The 18,975-nt window shown below is 47.6% G+C and carries 19 protein-coding genes and 2 tRNA genes; 6 read left to right on the top strand and 15 right to left on the bottom strand.

What is annotated here, in order from left to right:
• Positions 1–4: 4 nt before the first annotated feature.
• The 3 genes from BF9343_RS22690 to BF9343_RS23735 form a co-directional block, all read right to left on the bottom strand.
• Entirely contained in the window at positions 5–178 is a 174-nt protein-coding gene (locus BF9343_RS22690) for a hypothetical protein (RefSeq protein WP_005777810.1), read from the bottom strand.
• 68 nt (positions 179–246) lie between these two features.
• The gene (locus tag BF9343_RS11600; protein ID WP_010993015.1) at positions 247–588 is read right to left on the bottom strand and encodes a DUF1622 domain-containing protein; all 342 of its coding nucleotides are present in this window, start codon (positions 586–588) and stop codon (positions 247–249) included.
• A gap of 8 nt (positions 589–596) precedes the next feature.
• Positions 597–749 (bottom strand): hypothetical protein, encoded by a 153-nt coding sequence (locus tag BF9343_RS23735; protein WP_162837734.1) that lies wholly within the window; start codon positions 747–749, stop codon positions 597–599.
• A gap of 185 nt (positions 750–934) precedes the next feature.
• Here BF9343_RS23735 and BF9343_RS11590 point away from each other — a divergent pair, with 185 nt between their 5' ends.
• The 4 genes from BF9343_RS11590 to BF9343_RS11575 all read left to right on the top strand — a co-directional run bounded on the left by BF9343_RS11590 (position 935) and on the right by BF9343_RS11575 (position 2,958).
• Positions 935–1,153, top strand: coding sequence for a hypothetical protein (locus BF9343_RS11590; RefSeq protein ID WP_005787741.1), 219 nt, complete (start codon positions 935–937; stop codon positions 1,151–1,153).
• A 210-nt stretch (positions 1,154–1,363) separates the two neighbouring features.
• Positions 1,364–1,438 (top strand) — tRNA-Pro (locus BF9343_RS11585).
• 37 nt (positions 1,439–1,475) lie between these two features.
• Positions 1,476–1,550: transfer RNA gene (locus BF9343_RS11580), tRNA-Pro, on the top strand.
• Between the two features lie 163 nt (positions 1,551–1,713).
• Complete coding sequence (locus BF9343_RS11575) at positions 1,714–2,958, top strand: site-specific integrase (RefSeq protein WP_005806198.1); 1,245 nt, start codon at positions 1,714–1,716, stop codon at positions 2,956–2,958.
• A gap of 1,172 nt (positions 2,959–4,130) precedes the next feature.
• Here the strand turns inward: BF9343_RS11575 and BF9343_RS11570 are convergent.
• Together BF9343_RS11570 and BF9343_RS11565 are read right to left on the bottom strand one after the other, a co-directional pair.
• Positions 4,131–4,469: a hypothetical protein gene (locus tag BF9343_RS11570; protein ID WP_005793807.1), complete on the bottom strand. Its 339-nt coding sequence runs from the start codon at positions 4,467–4,469 to the stop codon at positions 4,131–4,133.
• Positions 4,470–5,082: 613 nt separating this feature from the next.
• Positions 5,083–5,517: a hypothetical protein gene (locus BF9343_RS11565; RefSeq protein WP_008768873.1), complete on the bottom strand. Its 435-nt coding sequence runs from the start codon at positions 5,515–5,517 to the stop codon at positions 5,083–5,085.
• A gap of 157 nt (positions 5,518–5,674) precedes the next feature.
• Here BF9343_RS11565 and BF9343_RS11560 point away from each other — a divergent pair, with 157 nt between their 5' ends.
• Positions 5,675–6,301 carry a BACON domain-containing protein gene (locus BF9343_RS11560; RefSeq protein WP_008770335.1) on the top strand — a complete coding sequence of 209 codons (627 nt, stop codon included), beginning with the start codon at positions 5,675–5,677 and terminating at the stop codon, positions 6,299–6,301.
• Positions 6,302–6,353: 52 nt separating this feature from the next.
• Here the strand turns inward: BF9343_RS11560 and BF9343_RS11555 are convergent, their stop codons facing one another.
• From BF9343_RS11555 to BF9343_RS11510, 9 genes are all read right to left on the bottom strand, one after another.
• The gene (locus BF9343_RS11555) at positions 6,354–6,977 is read right to left on the bottom strand and encodes a BACON domain-containing protein (RefSeq protein ID WP_010993014.1); all 624 of its coding nucleotides are present in this window, start codon (positions 6,975–6,977) and stop codon (positions 6,354–6,356) included.
• 94 nt (positions 6,978–7,071) lie between these two features.
• Entirely contained in the window at positions 7,072–8,265 is a 1,194-nt protein-coding gene (locus tag BF9343_RS11550) for a hypothetical protein (RefSeq protein ID WP_032595863.1), read from the bottom strand.
• 262 nt (positions 8,266–8,527) lie between these two features.
• Entirely contained in the window at positions 8,528–10,630 is a 2,103-nt protein-coding gene (locus tag BF9343_RS11540) for a hypothetical protein (protein WP_010993012.1), read from the bottom strand.
• Positions 10,631–10,640: 10 nt separating this feature from the next.
• Complete coding sequence (locus tag BF9343_RS11535) at positions 10,641–14,684, bottom strand: coiled-coil domain-containing protein (RefSeq protein WP_224223150.1); 4,044 nt, start codon at positions 14,682–14,684, stop codon at positions 10,641–10,643.
• Between the two features lie 99 nt (positions 14,685–14,783).
• On the bottom strand, positions 14,784–15,458 hold the full coding sequence (locus BF9343_RS11530) for a hypothetical protein (protein WP_008768868.1): 675 nt from the start codon (positions 15,456–15,458) through the stop codon (positions 14,784–14,786).
• Positions 15,459–15,470: 12 nt separating this feature from the next.
• A complete protein-coding gene (locus BF9343_RS11525; protein ID WP_008768867.1) occupies positions 15,471–15,911 on the bottom strand; it encodes a hypothetical protein in 441 nt (146 codons plus the stop codon).
• Positions 15,912–15,923: 12 nt separating this feature from the next.
• On the bottom strand, positions 15,924–16,319 hold the full coding sequence (locus tag BF9343_RS11520; RefSeq protein WP_008768866.1) for a D-Ala-D-Ala carboxypeptidase family metallohydrolase: 396 nt from the start codon (positions 16,317–16,319) through the stop codon (positions 15,924–15,926).
• The gene (locus BF9343_RS11515; protein WP_008768865.1) at positions 16,316–17,116 is read right to left on the bottom strand and encodes a hypothetical protein; all 801 of its coding nucleotides are present in this window, start codon (positions 17,114–17,116) and stop codon (positions 16,316–16,318) included. The genes BF9343_RS11520 and BF9343_RS11515 overlap by 4 nt, the downstream gene beginning before the upstream one ends.
• Positions 17,117–17,118: 2 nt before the next feature.
• Positions 17,119–18,060, bottom strand: coding sequence for a DUF6712 family protein (locus tag BF9343_RS11510; protein WP_032595861.1), 942 nt, complete (start codon positions 18,058–18,060; stop codon positions 17,119–17,121).
• Between the two features lie 209 nt (positions 18,061–18,269).
• On the opposite strand from BF9343_RS11510, the gene BF9343_RS24115 reads away from it, so the two are divergent.
• Complete coding sequence (locus BF9343_RS24115) at positions 18,270–18,404, top strand: hypothetical protein (protein ID WP_256293770.1); 135 nt, start codon at positions 18,270–18,272, stop codon at positions 18,402–18,404.
• A gap of 12 nt (positions 18,405–18,416) precedes the next feature.
• Here the strand turns inward: BF9343_RS24115 and BF9343_RS11505 are convergent, their stop codons facing one another.
• On the bottom strand, positions 18,417–18,968 hold the full coding sequence (locus tag BF9343_RS11505) for a hypothetical protein (RefSeq protein ID WP_008768862.1): 552 nt from the start codon (positions 18,966–18,968) through the stop codon (positions 18,417–18,419).
• Positions 18,969–18,975: the final 7 nt, after the last annotated feature.

Raw genomic sequence — 18,975 nt, 5'->3', positions numbered from 1 at the left:
GCTGTTAACCCCTATCCAATCCGCTCATGTCCGGATTGAGCTCTTTTACTGCGTCGCGCACTTCTTTCTTGGTGGCTTCGCTGTAGGTTCCGGTTTGCTGTACGGGAACTTTGTCTTTAAGCACTTTTTCAGCCTTTTTTTGTTCTTCTGATGAAGTTTTCTCTTTTTCGGTATTCATAAGTCCGATCTCCTTTCTTTTATTAATAATAATATAAACGCCATTACAGATGGTTGGTTCACTATGTTTTAGTTATTTTCTGTTTCCAATTCTTTGATTTCTTTGTTGAGGAATACCGATAATATGGTTCTTACAACGACAATACCTCCCAGAATAATCAGTTCGTTCATTGTAGGTTCCAATACCGTTTTCAATATGTCCGAAGCGATAAGGAACTCCAGCCCCAATAGCAGGTAAGTGCCGAACACGGCTCTCAACTTTCGGATATTGGTCGGGGTGTAAGCTCCGGTTACTCTCTTCAGTTCATTGATAATGAAAGAAATAATGGCAATAAGCGCGCCATAAGTTACGATCAGCAAACTGATGACGCTGATGATAGTAGCAAGTAGATTTAAAAATTGTGTAAGCATAAGAGTTGTTATTTGGGTAGTGGATAAAGTGGGTTACCTGTTTCGTCTATTTCGGTCCAGTCCTTTACGCTGACAGAGGGAATGGAAACAGAACTGTCTATAAACAAGGCTATGCCGGCAAGGGCAATAAGCCGTATCGGTTTGGGAGTTTTCAATCTCATGACATTCGTTTTTAATGGTGATATTTCTGTATTATACATTTGAAACGGCATTTAGTTCACTGCTTTCGGAAATATAACTTGAAATACCGCTTTAAAATCTATCTAATAGTATCAAACTTCATTAACACGGAGAACTTTTTCTATTTTTTATTGTCTTTATAGCATAATAATAAAATGTAGAACATATGGCAAAAGTAATTAACAGAGATGTACCTATCGCAGAAGAGAATACCACTCTTACCGGCCAGCCGGCAACAAATATGTATGACGACTGGAGTGAAGAGATGGAAGACCGTGCAGACAATGTGTATGATGATACCAAAAAGAAATCTGCCGGCAACAAAAAGTCAAAGGAGAAGAAGCTCAAGGAGATAGATGAAGTAGTAAAAGAGGATCTTGAGTAACTGTTCTCTGTCGTTTGTTTGGTAAAAGAGTCCCGATTCCATCAGAACCGGGACTCTTTTAATGAGTAATCCTCTTTTTTTATTTCATATTCAAATATATGACGGACAGGGTGTTAAAAAATAAATATCAAAAAAACGTTCCTCCACTATTGTATATTAAAAAATAGTCCCTATCTTTGCACCGCTTTTGAAAGGAACTTCCCTATAAAACGGGGTGTAGCGCAGTCCGGTTAGCGCACCTGCTTTGGGAGCAGGGGGTCGTGGGTTCGAATCCCGCTACCCCGACAAAGAAAAAGGAAGTTCTCTTTTTTTACAAGTGTTTCGGGGTGTAGCGCAGTCCGGTTAGCGCACCAGCTTTGGGAGCTGGGGGTCGTGGGTTCGAATCCCGCTACCCCGACAAAGAAAAATGCTGATATTTAAGTTTTAGAACTTGATTATTGGCATTTTTTTTCTGCTAATAGTCATTAAAAAAAAAAGAGTTTAATTGCATTATTTGGATGAATTTTGGGCATTTCGGATGCCGAATCATGCAAAAATCATGCAAATCTTGAGTATTTATTATGGCTTCTATTAAATTGTATTTCGACAAACGTGTGAATAGGAAAGATGGAAAGTTTCCTCTTAAAATTAATGTCACACACAAAAGGCAGCAGGCCTTAATCAATCTTGGTGTTTTATTATCTCCAGATCAGTGGGACTCCACAAAAGGAAAGGTGATCAATGGTCCTAACAAGTCATTCCTTAATGGCTATATCTCCCAGCGAGTGCATTGTGCTGAAACGGAATTATTGAATTTAAGGATTGCCGGAAAGTTGGACTTAATGACAGGAAAACAGTTCAAGGAGCATCTTCAACGAATATTATTGAGGGGAAAATTAGAGGAGAAACAGGAAGAAACTGGATGTTCTTTTGTGCAGTATTATACAAGGTTTGTGGAAGGAAAGAAAAATCCCCAAACGAAGGCAGTCTACCAATATACACTTGATCGTATATGTCGTTTTGTGGATGTACCAGATAAGTTTAGATTTGAAGATGTGACCTATGCTTGGCTAAAGAGTTTTGAGATTCATCTTTCAGAGACCTCTAAAGTTAACTCGATTAGTATTCACATGAGAAATATCCGAGCTGTATTTAATGATGCTCTTAATACTGAAACTATTTCATGTTATCCATTTAGGAGATTTAAAATAAAACAAGAGGCAACTGCAAAAAGGGCATTGACTCCAGAGGAACTTGTGACTCTAAGAGATTATCCTTGCGAAGAGCATCAGAAGCAATATGTCGATATTTTTATGTTAATTTTCTATCTTGTAGGCATAAATACTGTTGATTTATGTCGTTTGGAGAAAATTAGAAACGGCAGAATTGAATATCGAAGGGCTAAGACTAAGAAAATATATAATATAAAAGTAGAACCCGAAGCAGCCGAGATAATCGAACGATACAAAGGAAGTAAGTATTTACTTAATATTCTTGAGCGTTACAAGAATTATAAAGATTACGCTCACAGACTTAATGAAAACCTCCAAGAGATCGGAAGTGTTGAACTAGTAGAAAAGGTGATTAATGGTAAAAGAAGACGAGTAAAAAAACGCTTTCCCTTATTTCCAGAGCTAACGGTTTATTGGGCGCGTCATACATGGGCGACAATAGCACATAAAATAGGAGTGTCAAAAGATGTTATTTCATTGGCCCTTGGTCATGAATTTGGGTGTAAAACTACAAGTATTTATATCGATTATGATATGGAGAAAGTGGACAAAGCCAACCGACAGGTGCTTGATTATTTAGAGAACTTGAAATGAAATACTGTTGAAGAAAAGAATAATATTGCCTACGTTTCCCAACGTAGGCAATATATACTGAATACTAAGCATGAGAGTTTTTTTAGTCCTTGCTCTAAGAAATAGATTTTTAACTAAACTTCGCTTCATGCGATGTAGTGGAGAGGGGATATATATATTTGAAGCAAACTCCCCTCTCTTTGGTTGATACACACTAGATTTATAATAGAGGGATAAGTCTTGTTTCACAACAATCTAATAAATTATTACTTGCGTGTTCCCGGCCATCTATTCACATTCAAACAGCCCAATGGTCATGTTGGTGTTATTAATTATATTGCCTGCGTTTCGCAACGTAGGCAATACACTGTACAATTTTGTTTAGCGTAAAAAACATCTTCGCTTCTTCATTTTGTAGAAGCAGTACCAACAATTATAAAATTATACTATGCAAAAGTGAAAAATGTAATATCATACATTTACTATATACAGAAATCTCTTTTTCTGTTTTCCTATCTTTTACACTAACTAAACATAATCGAGTGTTCCGTTTCCCAACGAAATATTAACCGATGCAAATATAATATTATATAATTAAAACATAATATATACTTGGATAAAAAATACACTTTTTTAGAAAAATCTATTTAGGATTTTCCTGTTTTAAAGATATGCACTTTTTCAAGGAAGGGGGAGTACCAATAAATAGTGATTAGCACGCGCTCTTTAAGTTAGCAAAGGGAGATCTGAGACACGGGAAGGATAACTCTTTAGGTGAGGATATGAAAACAAAATCCCACCTCTTATCACTAAGAAGCGGGATAGAATAAAAAAGATTACTATTTATGAATAGCTTTCTCGAGAATGACCGATAGTGCAAGAGGGGTAATATTAAGCCATTCCCATATAAAACAAACTACCTTCCGCGTTTCTCAACGAGGATTTTGTGGCAAATAATTTAATGAAAGATTTTTATCGAAAAAGCGTGCATATAAATTATAATTCGCTTTAAACCTACTTTTTTTTAATTCCTGCTTCTTATCACTAAGAAGCAGGACACTATTAACACATTTACGCTTGGAGAAGGTACTAATCACTGTTTTGCCTTCAAGAGGTATTTATTCCCCTCTTTTTCGTACTTAAAGATTAAAAAAAGAAATTGATTTCGTCACATAGTGAATGAAATGCTTTCCTTAGCAATCTTTTTCATTCACAGGTTCCCCTTTTTCATTCAACAATACAGTTATCTCTTCAGTTGATTGGTCTTCTTTGATTGCTGTTACAATTATCTTGTAAACCTTTCCGTTTTCTTTTTCAGCAACGAAAGCCTCTTTAACTATAGTTCCTTCGTAATCCTTGGACAAAGTACTCTTGACTACTTGCGGAAGCTCTTTGACAGTAATCTTTGTGAATTTGTCTTGAGATGTTTGTTGATTCTGTTCCATAGCGGGGAGCTTAACCGGTTCTTGTGCAAACGCTACTGCGCTGCCCATCCCCATAACCATTGTCAATGCTACTAATACTTTCTTCATAATTACATTTTTAGTATGGATAATTAAAACTAACTTTATCTACCAAAGAGCAAGGTGTATGCCAAAGTTTTATAATAAGTATAATATGCTGATAAATAGATTATTATATAATATGACTAAAAAAAGGATTGTAGAAAAAGTGTAGAATCGCTATACATATTGTGGCATAATTCCCCAAAATCACCTTGTGTATTTCAGTAGATGACCTTGTATATTCGATAAATAACGGGACTTTTATCTATAGGGAAACTACCATATCCATTGAAGTAAGTTATTAAATAGGGATAATGATTTTCCAAAACAAACCCCGCCTCTTATCACTAAGTGGCGGGGATACATATAAAAATTTAACTTAAACACTGAGTGGGGATCATTTATTAGTGAAGAGATATGTATCCCCTAGTGTAGATTGGAGATTTTTCTTCTCCTTTTCTATAAAATATAAGCAACTCCCGCGTTTCACAACGAAGTGTTTTTATGGCGAATAAATATATTTTTGCACAAAAGTATTTCATTAATACATTCCTGCATACTATTATTGGTTAAAAAAGTTAAACTATGGAGAACTCTACTTTAATTTACCTATAATTAGGTATTCTCCGTTGTATCTCATTTATATTTTGTCGTAATACCTCATAAATGCAAAGTGTTTTCTTCTTTCGAGATACCCTGTTTCCACCTCTTTTACCTTAGCCTCCATCTCCATGGCCGACGACATATATGCCCTATGGCCGGCTCTGCCCGGATCCGTCATTCCCTGACCCCAAAAATACCGTACGAAACTTATGAACCACTCTGTCAGATAAAGTATATAGAAACTCAAAGGGCATAGGGTCAGTATCCATGGGGTAAACAGGACGGCCGGTAAAACTGGGAGTATAAAACACTCTAAATACTGTCTTTGGTGTATTTGCTCATGCCGGATCAATGCAGGCGGACATTCTTCTTTCCCACTTTTAGTCAGGATAATGCCAAATAACATGATTGTCGAATACCCCGGAAACAGCATGCGTTTTGCAAGCCGGCTGTTATAAACAATAAGTTTCACGTCGATGTAATTTTAATGGTTGCCGCAAAGTTCGCATACTCTTTTCAGGGCGTAAAGGACATCCTAGTTCTTACGGAACTTGGAAAATACCCCGGACGGGGAGTGAAAGCAAAGCGAATTTAAAACAGTAGAAATCATTTAATAAATTACGATTAGTATGGCAAAAGCAAGTTGGTGCAATGTAAGCCCCATGTCAGGAAGTGAGAACGGGGCTTTAACAATCAGTGCGGCAGCACATGCCGGACGGGAGGCCCGCAGTACGACAGTGACCGTCACGGCTAAAAACGGAACGAAACCCTCGGCCAGTATAGCGGTATCGCAAGCCGGCGTAGGAGTGCAATTAACGATGGATACCTCTAAACCGGATTTACCCGGAGAAGGAGGGTCTGTCACTATTAACGGGAACTCTAACAGCCCGACATTGAAAATATCGGTTCCTCTGATTAACCTTCCGGGGGTTACCGCTTCCGCAAAATTCAATGCTCCGGGAATTACTGACAAAGTGCTTGCCGCCTCAGAGACGGTTACTATCCCAGGAGACCCCGGAGCGAACGGTTCTTATGCGTTTTCCATCAAACTGGAAATAGCCCGCAATCCGTTGCCCACACCGTTAGCTCCTAATGTTGACGTGACTGACAGTGCAGGAAAAATGGTAAGGTGCCAATTTAAATGGGCAGCGGGAGCATCTGCTCTTTCGGTGAACAAGTCCTCGCTATCGCTTGTGAATGCAGGGACAGGACAAACGGTAGACGTTACCTCCAATGACGAATGGGCAGTATCATAAGAAGCAAGGATAGGTCGCGATTTAGGCGCTTCCTATCCTTTCTCTTTACCTCTTAAGAGACGTTCCAATCATCATTGGAAGTAACATTTACGGTTTGCCCGGTTCCACCGTTAACCAATGATAAAGAGGACTTGTTCACTGAAAGAGAAGACGCACCCGCTTTCCAAGTGAAAGTACATTGTTTAGCTGAATCGGTATCATCCGTCAGCCTAAAAGTCACTACAGCGTCAACCGGAAACATCGAAGCGGGAAAAGTTAATGTCGCCACAAAGTTAAAACTCCCCGATGCTCCGGGGTCCCCCGGAATAGCCACATTATTTCCTATATTCCCACCGTTTACCGCCACTTTTACATAATTATCGTCTATAGGCATATCTACTCCCATAACTCTTGCGGTACAGGTCCACTTTAATTTTGAACTATTAGACGTTCCGTTTATGTTAACGACTCCTCCGGAAGAAGGAAGATCAGGCTTGTTTGCATCCATTGTTGTGGATACTCCTGTACCTGCCTGAGATACCGCTATCGTGGCAGAAGGTTTCGTTCCGTTTGCCGCTGTCACTGTGACCGTCGTGCTTCTTGCAGTACGTCCTGTGTGAACTCCTGCACTAATCGTTAAAGTACCGTTCTTGCTCCCTGACATGGGGCTTACATTGCACCAACTTGCTTTTGCCATACTTGTAATTTATTAAATGATTTCTACTGTTTTTAATTCGCTTTGCTTTCACTCCCCGTCCGGGGTATTTTCCAAGTTCCGTAAGAACTAGGAATCAAACCACCTCCCACATGATATTTGATTCGACCCGTACCCTGACCTGCCCTCCTTCTGAGGGTATTTCCACCTCCCCGGGCAGGAGTTCGATGAAAGGTGGGGCGTTCTCCCCGTCCATGTCCGGGGTGTAATTGGATTCCCGCTCGGCAACCTCGATATCGAGCACCAGGGATGTCGGCTCCTTCATGGGTTCTTCATAACCGTACTCTTCGCAAGTTACCAGTACACGCCTTCGGGCGGTTCCGTTAAGCAGCCGGATATCATCCGAGGAGAGCAGGTCCTGAATGAATTTCAGCTCTGTTTTTCTCTTGAATCCTGTATTCAGCTTCATTTTTTGAAGGAGGTCGGGCCTTGGACGTCCGGTTATATAATCACCGCCCTCTTCATCGAATGTCCGGTAGTTTTCATCATCCCCCCGGTCAAGGGAGCAAATCATTTTCCCCGGCATTTCTATCACTTCATAGCATCCCAAAGAGTTTCTGAAGAGAAATGACAGTCCGTTTTCTGACACTTCCCCGGGTGTGAAAGAGATGTCAAAGGCTTCTTCGGCCGGCACCAATACCCGGATGAATGACACGATCTGGTTATACTTGTGGAAAAACTCCCGCCGGATCCGCCCTATGTTTAAAGCATAAATTTCTCCGGCTGTCCCTTCAGGCAGTTTTATTCTGTTTCCATATTCGGATTCCACCTGTATCCTTTTGTCCGGATGAATGAAGATCAGGGGGGAGACCTCGGTTTCCCTTATCGCAATATGCTTCCCGCGGGTCCGCGTGGTAAAGAGGAATTGCGATGAATAATCCCTGAGCCGGTTCAGGATAAAGTCCATTCCCCTGCCGGCCATTTCCCTTGCCGCCTGTTTGCTGATCCCCCCGCATATCACCTTGCCGGTGAGTGTCCGGGTCTCCTGCCCTTTCACCTCGAGCGTGTAACCGGCCATAAAACCGGATACGGGCAGGATCAGATCCTCCGAGTCCTCCAAGGGTCCGGAAGTAACGAAGGGCTGTAAGATTTCGGCAATGTCGAAATGGATCCTGTCGCCAAAAGGTACGTAGGAGGCTGAAAACACCTCCTGTGCTCCAACCCTGAGACGGATTTCAATTTCGGCCTCCCCGGAGGTTTTTACCTCAAAGGCGATAGGGTTTGCCACAAAGGCGATCTCTCCGGTTTTTCTGATAATCTCGAAACTCATACGCACTTATGAATGATCGTGTTATTAATGGATAGCGGCCGCGCTTGGGTATTCTCAAGCAGAAAGGATCGCCTTTCCACGCCGGGGGTTGTCATAAACCGGTAAAAGTCCTCCGGGGTCTTGTCAGCCCCGTATCTTTGGCGGTAAATCTCGTAAAGTTCCTGTGTATTTTCCAGGGAGGGCGCCGTCACTATCTTATTTTGATTTTTTGTTTCCATGCTGCAAAAATGACCGTTTGGCACGGTAGTTTAAAGGACAGGATTTATATCTTTACGGCAATGACTCCCGCCCTGTAGTTTACAACCTCCTCCTGTGTAAGCCCCGGTGGATACGGTCTGTATTTGAGCTTCCCCTTATAGGTGTACATGATCTTCCTTTTGTCGGCAACATCCTGCAAGGATGGTGGCGGGTACATGTCGAAATCACCCTCTTCCGGCTTGGTCAGCACCTCTTTTGCCACGACATCGACCCTGATGATCCCCGGCTGCTCCCGCAACTCCTGCACCCTGAGTTCCATATCCCTGTCGAAATAGGTAAAGACCTTCCATGTTGCCTGCTGCGGAATCATCGGCACCAATTCCTGCTCCTTGTCCAGGTCGTAGGGCTGCAAGAGTTTAAGGGAACGCAGTTTCACCTGGCAAGGGCGTCCTTTGCGCAGCGGAAGCGCGTACTTGAGGCTTTCGACCATCATTCTTTGTCCGTGCAGCATGACGGGCCGGGAAGCGTCCAGCTTCAGCAGTCCGGCCTTGTCCGGGTTCATCTGTACCGCATAGACATGATCGGCATGCCTCAGGACTGCGTCGTACTCCTTAAAGAACCGGTTAAACGCCCCGTCCTCTCCCCTGAAAACCAGTGAATACCTGTAAACATTCCCCCCGGGGTCCTGAAAGTATTCGCCTTTGGGCCCCCGGCAGAGTGAGCTGCCGAAATAATACTCCTCCACAAGGGCCCCGGCTCCTATAATCTGATTGGTTTTCCCCATGGCAAAGCAGAAAGCCAGGGGTGTCTGCTTCTTCTCCCCCTGCTCCTTGGCGACCCCTCTGAGGGTTGTGTTGATGTTGACCGCCCCCGCCAGATATCCGGGAGTCAGCAGACCCGTTTTAAATGCCATGGGGACACATTCGTCCTTTCCCGTTATCTCCAGGTATTCCACACCGGGGGTGGCCTTGTCCCATGGGAAAAAGTCGCTGGATATCCACTTCTTTTTCTTGTTCACGATGTCCCGCTTGTAATATCTTCCGGTGGAAGGCTGGTAGGTTATGTACAGTTCGTCGGGCACGTCCCGGTCTCCTGTAAATTCCGTAATGATCCCCCCATAAGGCTTAAGGAATTTCTCAAAGGAGTCCGCCGCCGGTTCGGCTTCCTTGAACGATGTGCCCGCCGAGAGCTTGAGCTGCTTTGCGGGCGTGTAGTTTATTTCCGGTTCCGAGGCCTTGAGCGGTGTCCAGTCGGCGGATGCCGTTGCGCCTATCGAATCCTTGAGCAGGCGTATGACGGCTTTCCGGCCGGCATTTACGTAAACCTTGGCTCCGGTACGGCAAAACAGCGCGTCCAGAAACTCGTTGACGGTACAGTCCGGCATCAAATTCCTGTAGTCGATCTCTCCGGTGACAATGGTGTCCGCCACATTGTTGAGCACGACCATCTTGCTGAGCTGGTAATCGGTGGCAAAGGGATTCTCCACCAATGTAAAGCCGTATGCCGAGAATATCATCTCCAATATGCGGGATACCTTCAGGAACGGCGATATCCCGTATCCTGCGGGCACCCTTACATCTACGGCCTGGCCCGATATGACAACCCTCTCGGTCCGTGCTTCCTTCAGCAGGGCGTATGTCTTCCCGTCCGACCCTATGGGGTTGATGAACTCCGGATACTCCGTCTCTTCCAGGGTTTCAGACGCCACCTGTATGCGGAACACGTGATAATCCGCCGGGGTTTGGTAGCGCATCACTTCCTCCAGGTGACGGGCAAGGGCTGCGACGCCTTCCGGGTATTTGATGACCGGCAGTCCCGGAAGTTCCTTGAGTGAAACGTTTTTCCAGGCTTCATACATCAGGCTTTCGTCAAACCCGATGTTGCATACGATGCCCGACTCCGTTGACACGGAGGTGATATTGAGTTTTCCTGTCCGCCGGTAAACCCCGTCGGTCACCACCGTCGCGGCGTCCCGCTTTGGCGCATTGCGGATATCCGGCCGGTGGATGTAATCCACCATCGAAAGATTGTGCCCGGTTGCCGGCAACGTCGATGCGATCGTCTGGCTGCCCTTGTCGGTGTATATGGGCGACGTGTTCTCTATCTCCACGCTGAAATCCCGGGGAAGGTCGAATATCCCTTTCTCTGTCTGAATGGTTAATGCCATACCGGTTGTATTATTGGTCTGTTCTTGTAAATGGTTTCTCTGAACTCTTCTGCAAATCCTGAGCCGCGTTGATGTCGCTCAGCAGGACGTAACTTTTTGCCGGCCGGGAGAGGTTCCTTGAGGCCCTTTCCAATTTCTCCGCCGCCCGGTTCAGACGGTCGATGTCCTGTCCGGGGCGCTCTCTTTCCGTGACCTTCCCTCCCTCGTAATACCCGGGCCATGGATTGGCCGATGTCCGGTTGCGGCGTATGCTTTCGATGACCTTTACCATGTTAACCACCCGCTTGTTCTTCATTTCCGGCACCGGAATGACGTACTCCCCCCTGTGGACGACGCCCGCCACCTCGTAGCGGTCTCCGTCCCCGGTGTAACCTCCCTGGTCATATCCCCCGGAAGCGTTCACCACCCTTTCGGCGCTTACGGGTGTGGAGCCGGACGCTCCGGAGAGCGTCATGCTCTTTACCTTTTGTCTTTCAGCATTGGCCACGGCCAGCTGGGCGGCTCCGGTTACTCCCATCAGTGCTGCCGCCACCGGTCCTGCGATCGGTCCCAGTTGCGAGAGCGCTTTCATGATGGCCACGGCCGTGTCGGCAATGATCTGGCTGGCTTTTACGGCGAACTGCACGTCGGCGTATTTCTTCTCGATCTCCAGCTTCTTCTGCGCCTTCTCCGTTTCCAGTCGTTCGACCTCCTGCGCGTTTCCCTGTGCCGCGGCGATCTCGGCGTCATATTTGGCCTCCATGTTCGCGATCTCGGCGTTTTGCAGGGCCGAGACAGCGCCTGAAAACAGGTTGGAATAATAATCGAAAGCCTCTTTCCAGAACTGTATCTTGAGCATCTTTTCGGCCTTTGCATATGCTTCGGCACCTATCAACCCCTGTTCCTTCTCCCGCTTGAGGGCCGCCATCTGCATGGCATAGCGTTGCTGGAATCCGAGCAGCCCGTACTTCTCCAAAATCCCGTTTCTGCGCTCTTCGGCACCCCGGGTTATGTTCAGTTTTGCGGTGCTGTACGCTTCTTCCAGCTCCCTTTCCTGCCGGGCGGCCTGATCCTTTGTGACAAGCTCGTTTTTGAGCGCATTGCGGATCAGTTCCAGCCGGGCCCGGTATGACGCTTCCAGCACCTTGAGCTGAAGGTCCGTTTCATCCGGCAGATTGAAAAGGTTGAACTCTTTTTTGAAAGAGGAAAGCATGGTTTCGATCGCCTTTTGCTGCGCGGCCCTGTCTTTGGCGTTGGCCAGCTCCGCCTCCAATACCTTTTGCCCGGAGAGTTTGACGGCCTGTATTTTCACATCCCCCGTCTGTAGCTCCAGGGCTTCCACATCCTTCCGGTATTCCTTCAGGATACCGAGTCTTTCCCGGGAATTGGACTCCTCCAGGCTCAACAGCAACATGTCGCGCTGCTGCTGCGTAATATGCAGGTTTGCATAATTCAATTCTATCTGTGCCCTGGCGGCCTTGTACGTATCCTCCTGTATGGCCAGTTTTTTATCCCGCTGTTCCTGTAGCAGGGCAACCTCGTTTTCATCCAGTTTCCGCTGTAACTCCAGTATTTTGGCGGAGCTTTCCGTCATTTTTGCCCGGATGTCGGCCAGCTGCCTGAGTTTGGTCCGGGCGGTCTTTTTCTCCAGCCCTTCGAGGATACCGAGCCTTTGGGTGTGAAACCTTATGTCTTCCGCCAGCACGGCCTTATTATATTGTGCCTGTGTCTGCTGCTGCCTCTCCTTGTTTTCCCGGATCTTGAGCAGCTCCTTTTCATGCCTCTCATTCAGGGCCGAGAGGACCTTGTCGGTCTGCGAGGCGAATCCGTCCGGGGTTTCCCGGATAGTCCCCAGCTGCTGCAACGCTTTAAGCTCCTCGTTCAACTGTTGGAGTTTCCGGTTTTTGGCGGCCAGCAGAGCCGGCGTCGAGGCGACTTCCCGCTCAGCCTGGGCAATCTCTTCCTTTTTGGCCTGGATAAGGTCCTTGGTTTTTGCCTCGGATTGGGTATCGACCTTAATGATATCCTGCTGTGAGGCCGTGATCTCCTGCGTAAGTTTCTTTTCTTCCCGGTTCAAGGCTTGTATCTGATCGAATTCCCTTGCAAAATAGTCATGGATGACCCCCTCCGACCAGGCGTCGGAATACCCCTTTACCGCTACGGACAAGGAATTGAACCCTTTGGCGAGCCCCAGTTTGAAACTGTCCCAGAGATTCCGGTTTGCATGGATATCCTTACGTTGTTCCTCCAGTGCCCTTTTTTCTTTCTGGATCTCCTCCAGCCTTGAGTTTGCCGAGCGTATCCTGGCCATGGACAACAGGTTGTCCGTGTAGTCTTTCACTGCGGCCGTGGCTTCCCTGGTGTTGATTGTTTCCAGCCTGAGACCGCCAAGGTATTCCTCACTTAAGGCGTTGAGCCTTTTTATGGCCTCCATCCGCTGCTCCTTGCTTATTTTCTCGTTGCGTGCGATTCCCAGGAGGGTATTCAGTTCCCGGGTTTCGGTGGCTACGGTGTCGGCGGCCTGCGCCCGCACCCGGTGCAGGCTCCGCTCCGCTTTTTCCGTCGCCGTAAGTTCCCTGCGATAAGACACCAGCTTGTATGTCAGGGCGGCGACCACGGTGGCCACTATGGCCAGCGGGCTTATTTTGGTGATTGCATAAAAGGCCTGCATGGCAATCCGGGCCTTGTTGATATTCCCGGTAAGCACCGCCTTGGCGGCGGCAAACAGATAAGTGGATGCGGTGCATGCCTTTACCAGGATGTTGTTGGACGCCACCGAGGCATTATACATTTTCATGGCGGCAGCGCTTCTGAGGATGTTTCCTCTCTGCATGACCACAACAGAGGCGTAGGCCAGACTGACCGCCTTGCCCAGCATTAAAAGCCCGTTCCATGTTTTTTGCAGAAGAATAACCGTTTTATAAACCAGAATAAAACCGGTAACCACGGAGATAAGCGTAATGATGCTTTTTTTATGTTCCAATATCCAGAGCGCCACATCTGAAAAACCGAGCTTGAGAGACTGGAAGAGACTGCTCCATTTTTCTTGCAGAGGAAGCAGGAGCCTTCCGATTTCCATCTGCCTGTTTTGCAGCTCCGCGGCTTTTTGAGCGGCCTTGTCCGCAGCCGACACGTAATTCTCCCCCGCTTGTGCGAGTTGCCTGTCCACGATTGCAGCCACCGCTGTCATCAGGTCCCCCGTTTTGGCCATCTCCTCGTTGACCTCCGCGGCCGACAGGCCTAAGTTGTCGAGTATCAGCAGCGATTTACGACCCAGTCCGGTTATGATCGAGTCAGTCAGATAATCCACGCTCTGTCCGGTCTGCTGTGCTTTTAACCGGGCAAACTGCAAGTATTTCCCCAGGTCCTCGAGCGGGATACGAAAGTCTTTGGCGCGTACCGCGGCCTGCATGAGCTCCAGGTCATTCACCGTATCTTTAGTGGCTTTCCTGAGCTCCGAAAGCATTCCCGGGCGGTCGAGTTTGTCAAAAGCGCGCCTGACACCGTCGGCGTTTGCCGCCAGTCTGATACCTTCGGACATCCAGGACCTGGCCTCCGAGATACTGTTTGCAAAGAAGGAGCCGGCACTGGCACCTATACCGGCGAAAAAACCGACTACCGCGGATTTCATCCTGGTAAGGGATGAAAAGCTTTCTTGCTGCTTTTCGCTCTGGCGGCGCATCTCTTTTTGAGCTTCGGCCACCTCCAGGTTTACCCGGGTCAGTTGTTGTAATGCCACGGTATATTCCGTAGTGTCCCGCTTGCTGGATTGCACCTGGGCACGTAATTTCTTCTGCATGGCCACCAGTTCGGGATAAGTAGCCTTGTCCAGGTTCTCCAGTATCTTTTTCTGCCGATCGAGTTCTGCGCTGTATTGCTGGTAGATTTTCTTGTTCTGTGCGATCTGGGCTTCCAGGCGTTTGGCCTGCTCGGTATTTCCCTTTCCCGCTTCCCGCAATCCCTTAAGCGTGAATTCGTATTCCCTTGTCGCCTGGGAAAGCTGTTTCATCCCCTGGCTGTATTTAGTGGTATCCAGATAAATTTTGATACCCCTGGTTAGATCTTTGTCCGCCATATTATTCTTTTTTAGGGCAAATATCACGGATACGGTCCATGGGGTAAAGGACAAAGGGAGGGAGCATGTCTCTTCCACGCGTACCTCTCTTTGTTGTTGCTATTCTTCCAGGAACAGCCCGGCCAGATTCAGAGACATGTCCATACAGTATTCGGCGGCGATATCCGCCAGGGTGGGAAGATGTTTGCGAAGCACCGGATTGAACCAGTGCACCGCCTTACGGTTCCCCTGCCCCATCTTGCCAAAACTGGCGGGATTAGTGGTGCGTATGTTCCCGAAACGATCCCTCCACTTGCTGCCGATATATCCTCCGTGTCCGCTTGACGCCCCGTAATGCAGCATGACGCCATGCCGGGCGAAGGAGAAGCCCAGGGAGCGGACCTCCACCTTGTATTTCTTGTCGTATCTGACATTGCCATTGATGCTTTCAGACAAGGGTGTGGCACCCTTGGAGCGCTTAGGATTGTGAGGGAAGGACATACGTGCCTGGCTGCGCAGTTCGGCGGTCACGAAAATTGACCAGTTCTCACACCTGCGGTTAAAGGTCTTTACAGCCTCAATATCCTGGGAGCGGACATAACGTGCCGTTTCACTTAACGTAGAGAATTTAATCTTTGGGGCATAGTTTTTTACCCCTACGCAGGCGGGAACATCGATTCCGGCATTGCGGGCACGCTCTACCAGGCGTTTGAAATTCCTGGGTTCCATTTGGTAACGAAGTTCCAGCCACTGTCCCTGGGTCAAATCTTCTAAAGAAACTCTGTCGTTCTCCATTTTTGTCCGCCTTTATATTGAATCAAACGTAAATCCCAGACTCCATCCGGACAGCGCCTTGAACAGTCCGGACTCGGGAGAGGACGTCATCTCCTCCAGGTTCAGTCGTGAAAAAATTCCGCACCGGCCATACTCTTGGCGCATCATGCTCTTGATCTCTTCAAAAGTCGGTTGAAGGCGCTTTTGTGCATCTAACCCGCGCTCCCGTTGCCAGTCGGTTTTGTCCAGAAGAAGACACATGCCGAAATTCCTTTCGACCACACAATCCGGATCCCGACTGAGGGATTCGCAGGTGGGCAGGACTACAAACAGTACAGGCAGGTCTTCCGCCCGGAGTGACTGGACATATTCATATATGTCTATATCATAGGTGACAGGGATCATCGAACCGATCCCGGGTAACGCCTGGCTGAGTTCCCGGAAATACTCTTCATATTGCTGTAAATCTACCATAGCTGAACAGTTTTAGAGTTTTAATACCTGTTTTCTGTTTTTGCCTTTGCGGAATGACACATGCACCCAGGAGAAATCCTTCTCGTCGATCAGCTGGTCGAAAGGCAGTTCCTTGCGGATGATCTCGAAAAGCCGGCGGTTTCCCTCCTTGCTGCCTACGGTAATATCGGCGGCCTGACCCAGCCGGTGCTGGCTGGAGGTCGCCCCGTTCACGCTTCTGTTCAGCACAGCGCTCCGGTAACCGGAACTTACCCGGATGGGCTTTCCGTACTTTTCACGGAGCGGGTCGAGGACGTTTTCCACCAGCTCTGTCAGGTTGTGAACCGCCTCCCCCGTAGGGGTATTGTCAATCCCGCGCGCCACGGCCGTATCGCTGTGGCTTAATTCCTTGATTGTAAAATACTTCATTGCTTCTTATTGTTATGTAACATTTCAAACCTGCATTTATAAATGTATAGCATCACATCCCAGAAAGGGGTGTCGTTTACCTGTCTGAAATCACCGAAAACACCCGATGCGGCCACGTCGTACGAGATTCCCACCCAGCCGGTATTGTCCCCTGCATTCCCCCGCCCGGATTTCTCGAACAGGATCGAGAAGTCGATGTCCTTCCCGTTGGTTGAAATGGGGACACTGTAAATCAGTTCCCAGACCGCGAGAAAGAAGATGTATGCGTGGAAGCAGACCGGGAAAGGAGGAGGGCCGGTTTCCTGAGGGCCCTGTTTCTTATAAAGCAGTCTGCCTATGGAAGATATCAGTTCCCCTATACCCTCTTCATTTCCCTGCTCCCGGGCGCGCTCCATTTCCGCCATCACACCCATGCACTCGATAAACTGTCCGAAAGTAATCCCCGAGAGCATATCCCCCGGGCCTTTCCACTCCTTATAGGCGGGCAGCAGGTTCCGGCCAGTTTTCAGGCGGGCGTCGTAAACCGTCATCCCCTCCTGCGAGGTGATATCGAAGAACCCGTCCAGGGCGGGGAGTTGCGCCAAAAGCTCTTCCTGTATTTCTCCCCGGCACAGAAGAAGGCTATGCTTCATCCCCAGAAGGCAGGAAAGCAGCTTGCAGCGCATCTGGAAAGGAGAAATCTCCCCTGCATTCATCATTAATACCAACTCCAGGTAACGGTAATACTCCTTGGGTGATAATTCCTCCAGGGAGTCCGGAATCTCTTTCTTTTGATTGTTGTACGTAATTTCTTTCATAGTCAGAATGTTATGCCTTTTGATTGAAGGGTGATCGAGGGTACATACAGATCCGGTTCGTCCGGTGCGGCGTCGAGCGCCGCGACCAGGTCCTCCAGCGCGGCAAGATTCCGCATGGCATCCTGTTCCAGGCTTTTTGCCACTGTCTTGCGCGCTTCGGCTTCCGCCCTGAGCTTTTCACGGACGCTTCCTGCAAGCTGCACCTGCACCACACCGTCGGGCAGGACCTCCACGGGCAAACGTTCCACGGCCTTGCTCATGGACAGCAGGGCCAGCGGCCGGCAGACGGCGTCGCGGAACCCCTCTGCCACCTGCTGGCCCGCTACCAGCTTTTCATAACGGCCGTACGTGATTATCGGGATGATATGCCTCTGTTGCACCTCCCGGATGATGGGTGCCAGGGTCAGAAACAGCCGGTGGCTGCCGGTTACATAGTAAAAATCAAATGCCTCCTTGCTACTCAGGAGCAATTCCGATACAGCCTTCCTTTTGGGGCTTTGTATCCAGAAATCGAACTTTTCCTGCTCCAGATATGCTATCAGGGCATCTACCGACTCGTAGGCCTGACTCAGGATGTTGGCTTCATCCTTGTACTCCTGTAAGGCTGTCAGCCCTTTTTCGTGCTCCCCCAGGCGCTTCTGCCTGCCTGTGTTCCCATGCTGCGCATCCAGTGTGGGGATGATTTTCAGCCAGGTAAACAGCGCTACGGACTGCTGCACCATTCCCAACAGGCGGGTGAGCTTGCCATCCGGATCGACGCTTGCCGATTGGTAGAAGTCGAGAACCTTGTCATAAACCTCCTGCCCTATGATGGCGGTCAGGCGACGTATGCTTAAAGGTATGTACGGTTTCCATTTGGAGAAGTCCGTGCGGGCATCGATCAGACCCAGGGCGTCGACCAGTTCCTGCGTGCCGTTTGAATCTTTATCAAATATCAGTTTCATATTTTTTATCACTTTTTTTCAGCTTGCATTAAAAAATACCGCATATAAATACATGACTCTTTCTGCGTTTAGGATTATTTCGTATCTTAGCCCCGCCCAATTAATATCATAACACGAATCCCTTTTCATTGCGTAATCCGTAAAATCGGATTAAAGGTTCGGATGTACCTTTTGGGCACGTAGTGATAGGGGTTCACCCTTTTGGAAATATGCCATACGAAGAAAAAAACGGTTATGGAGTCCTTCTCAATGACGGGGATACACTCCCTGTCATACCGGATGTAGATTATGACATTCCCACCGAAACAGGTGGAACGGAAAGTTTTGGTGATCAAATCCGGTAGACATTCCCGGATTCACCGGAAAACAACCGTAAGGACAAAGACCAGTACGGCAAGAACCAGTCCTGCCAGCATGAAGTTTATCGATACATTGCTGAGCCTGGCTCTTTCCGCATTTTTCTCGTTTTGGGCATCTATTTTATATTGCAGGTTCATCAACTCCCCTGCCATGATATAAGCGTACTTATTGGCGAATCTGTTTTCTTCAAAATACCTGCAGTTCTTTCCGATTTGGAAGTTTTCCGGTGATCTGCCCGCCGGCATCACCCCATGTGGCCTCATAACCTTAACCACATACCAAAGCGATATTGCGGTGAAAACCACAATTGCCATACCGGCATTGATCAATCCCATATCCCGGGTTTTATCTATTTGGGTGAGTACGTACCCGACCACCGCTATCTCTACCGCATAATATATACTGAACAGCCGGTATGCCTTGTCGGTAATCAGAGACTCGATTTCCTTTAAATCGGCCATCCGTTTGCCCGCTTCTTCGTGATAAAGCCGTATAAGATCTTTGTCAAGGGTCTTCAATTGGTTATAGTCTATAAAAAAACGGTTCATGTATCCT

The organism is Bacteroides fragilis NCTC 9343 (assembly GCF_000025985.1).
GTDB lineage: Bacteria > Bacteroidota > Bacteroidia > Bacteroidales > Bacteroidaceae > Bacteroides > Bacteroides fragilis.
This window is presented reverse-complemented; position numbering and strand designations above follow the sequence as displayed.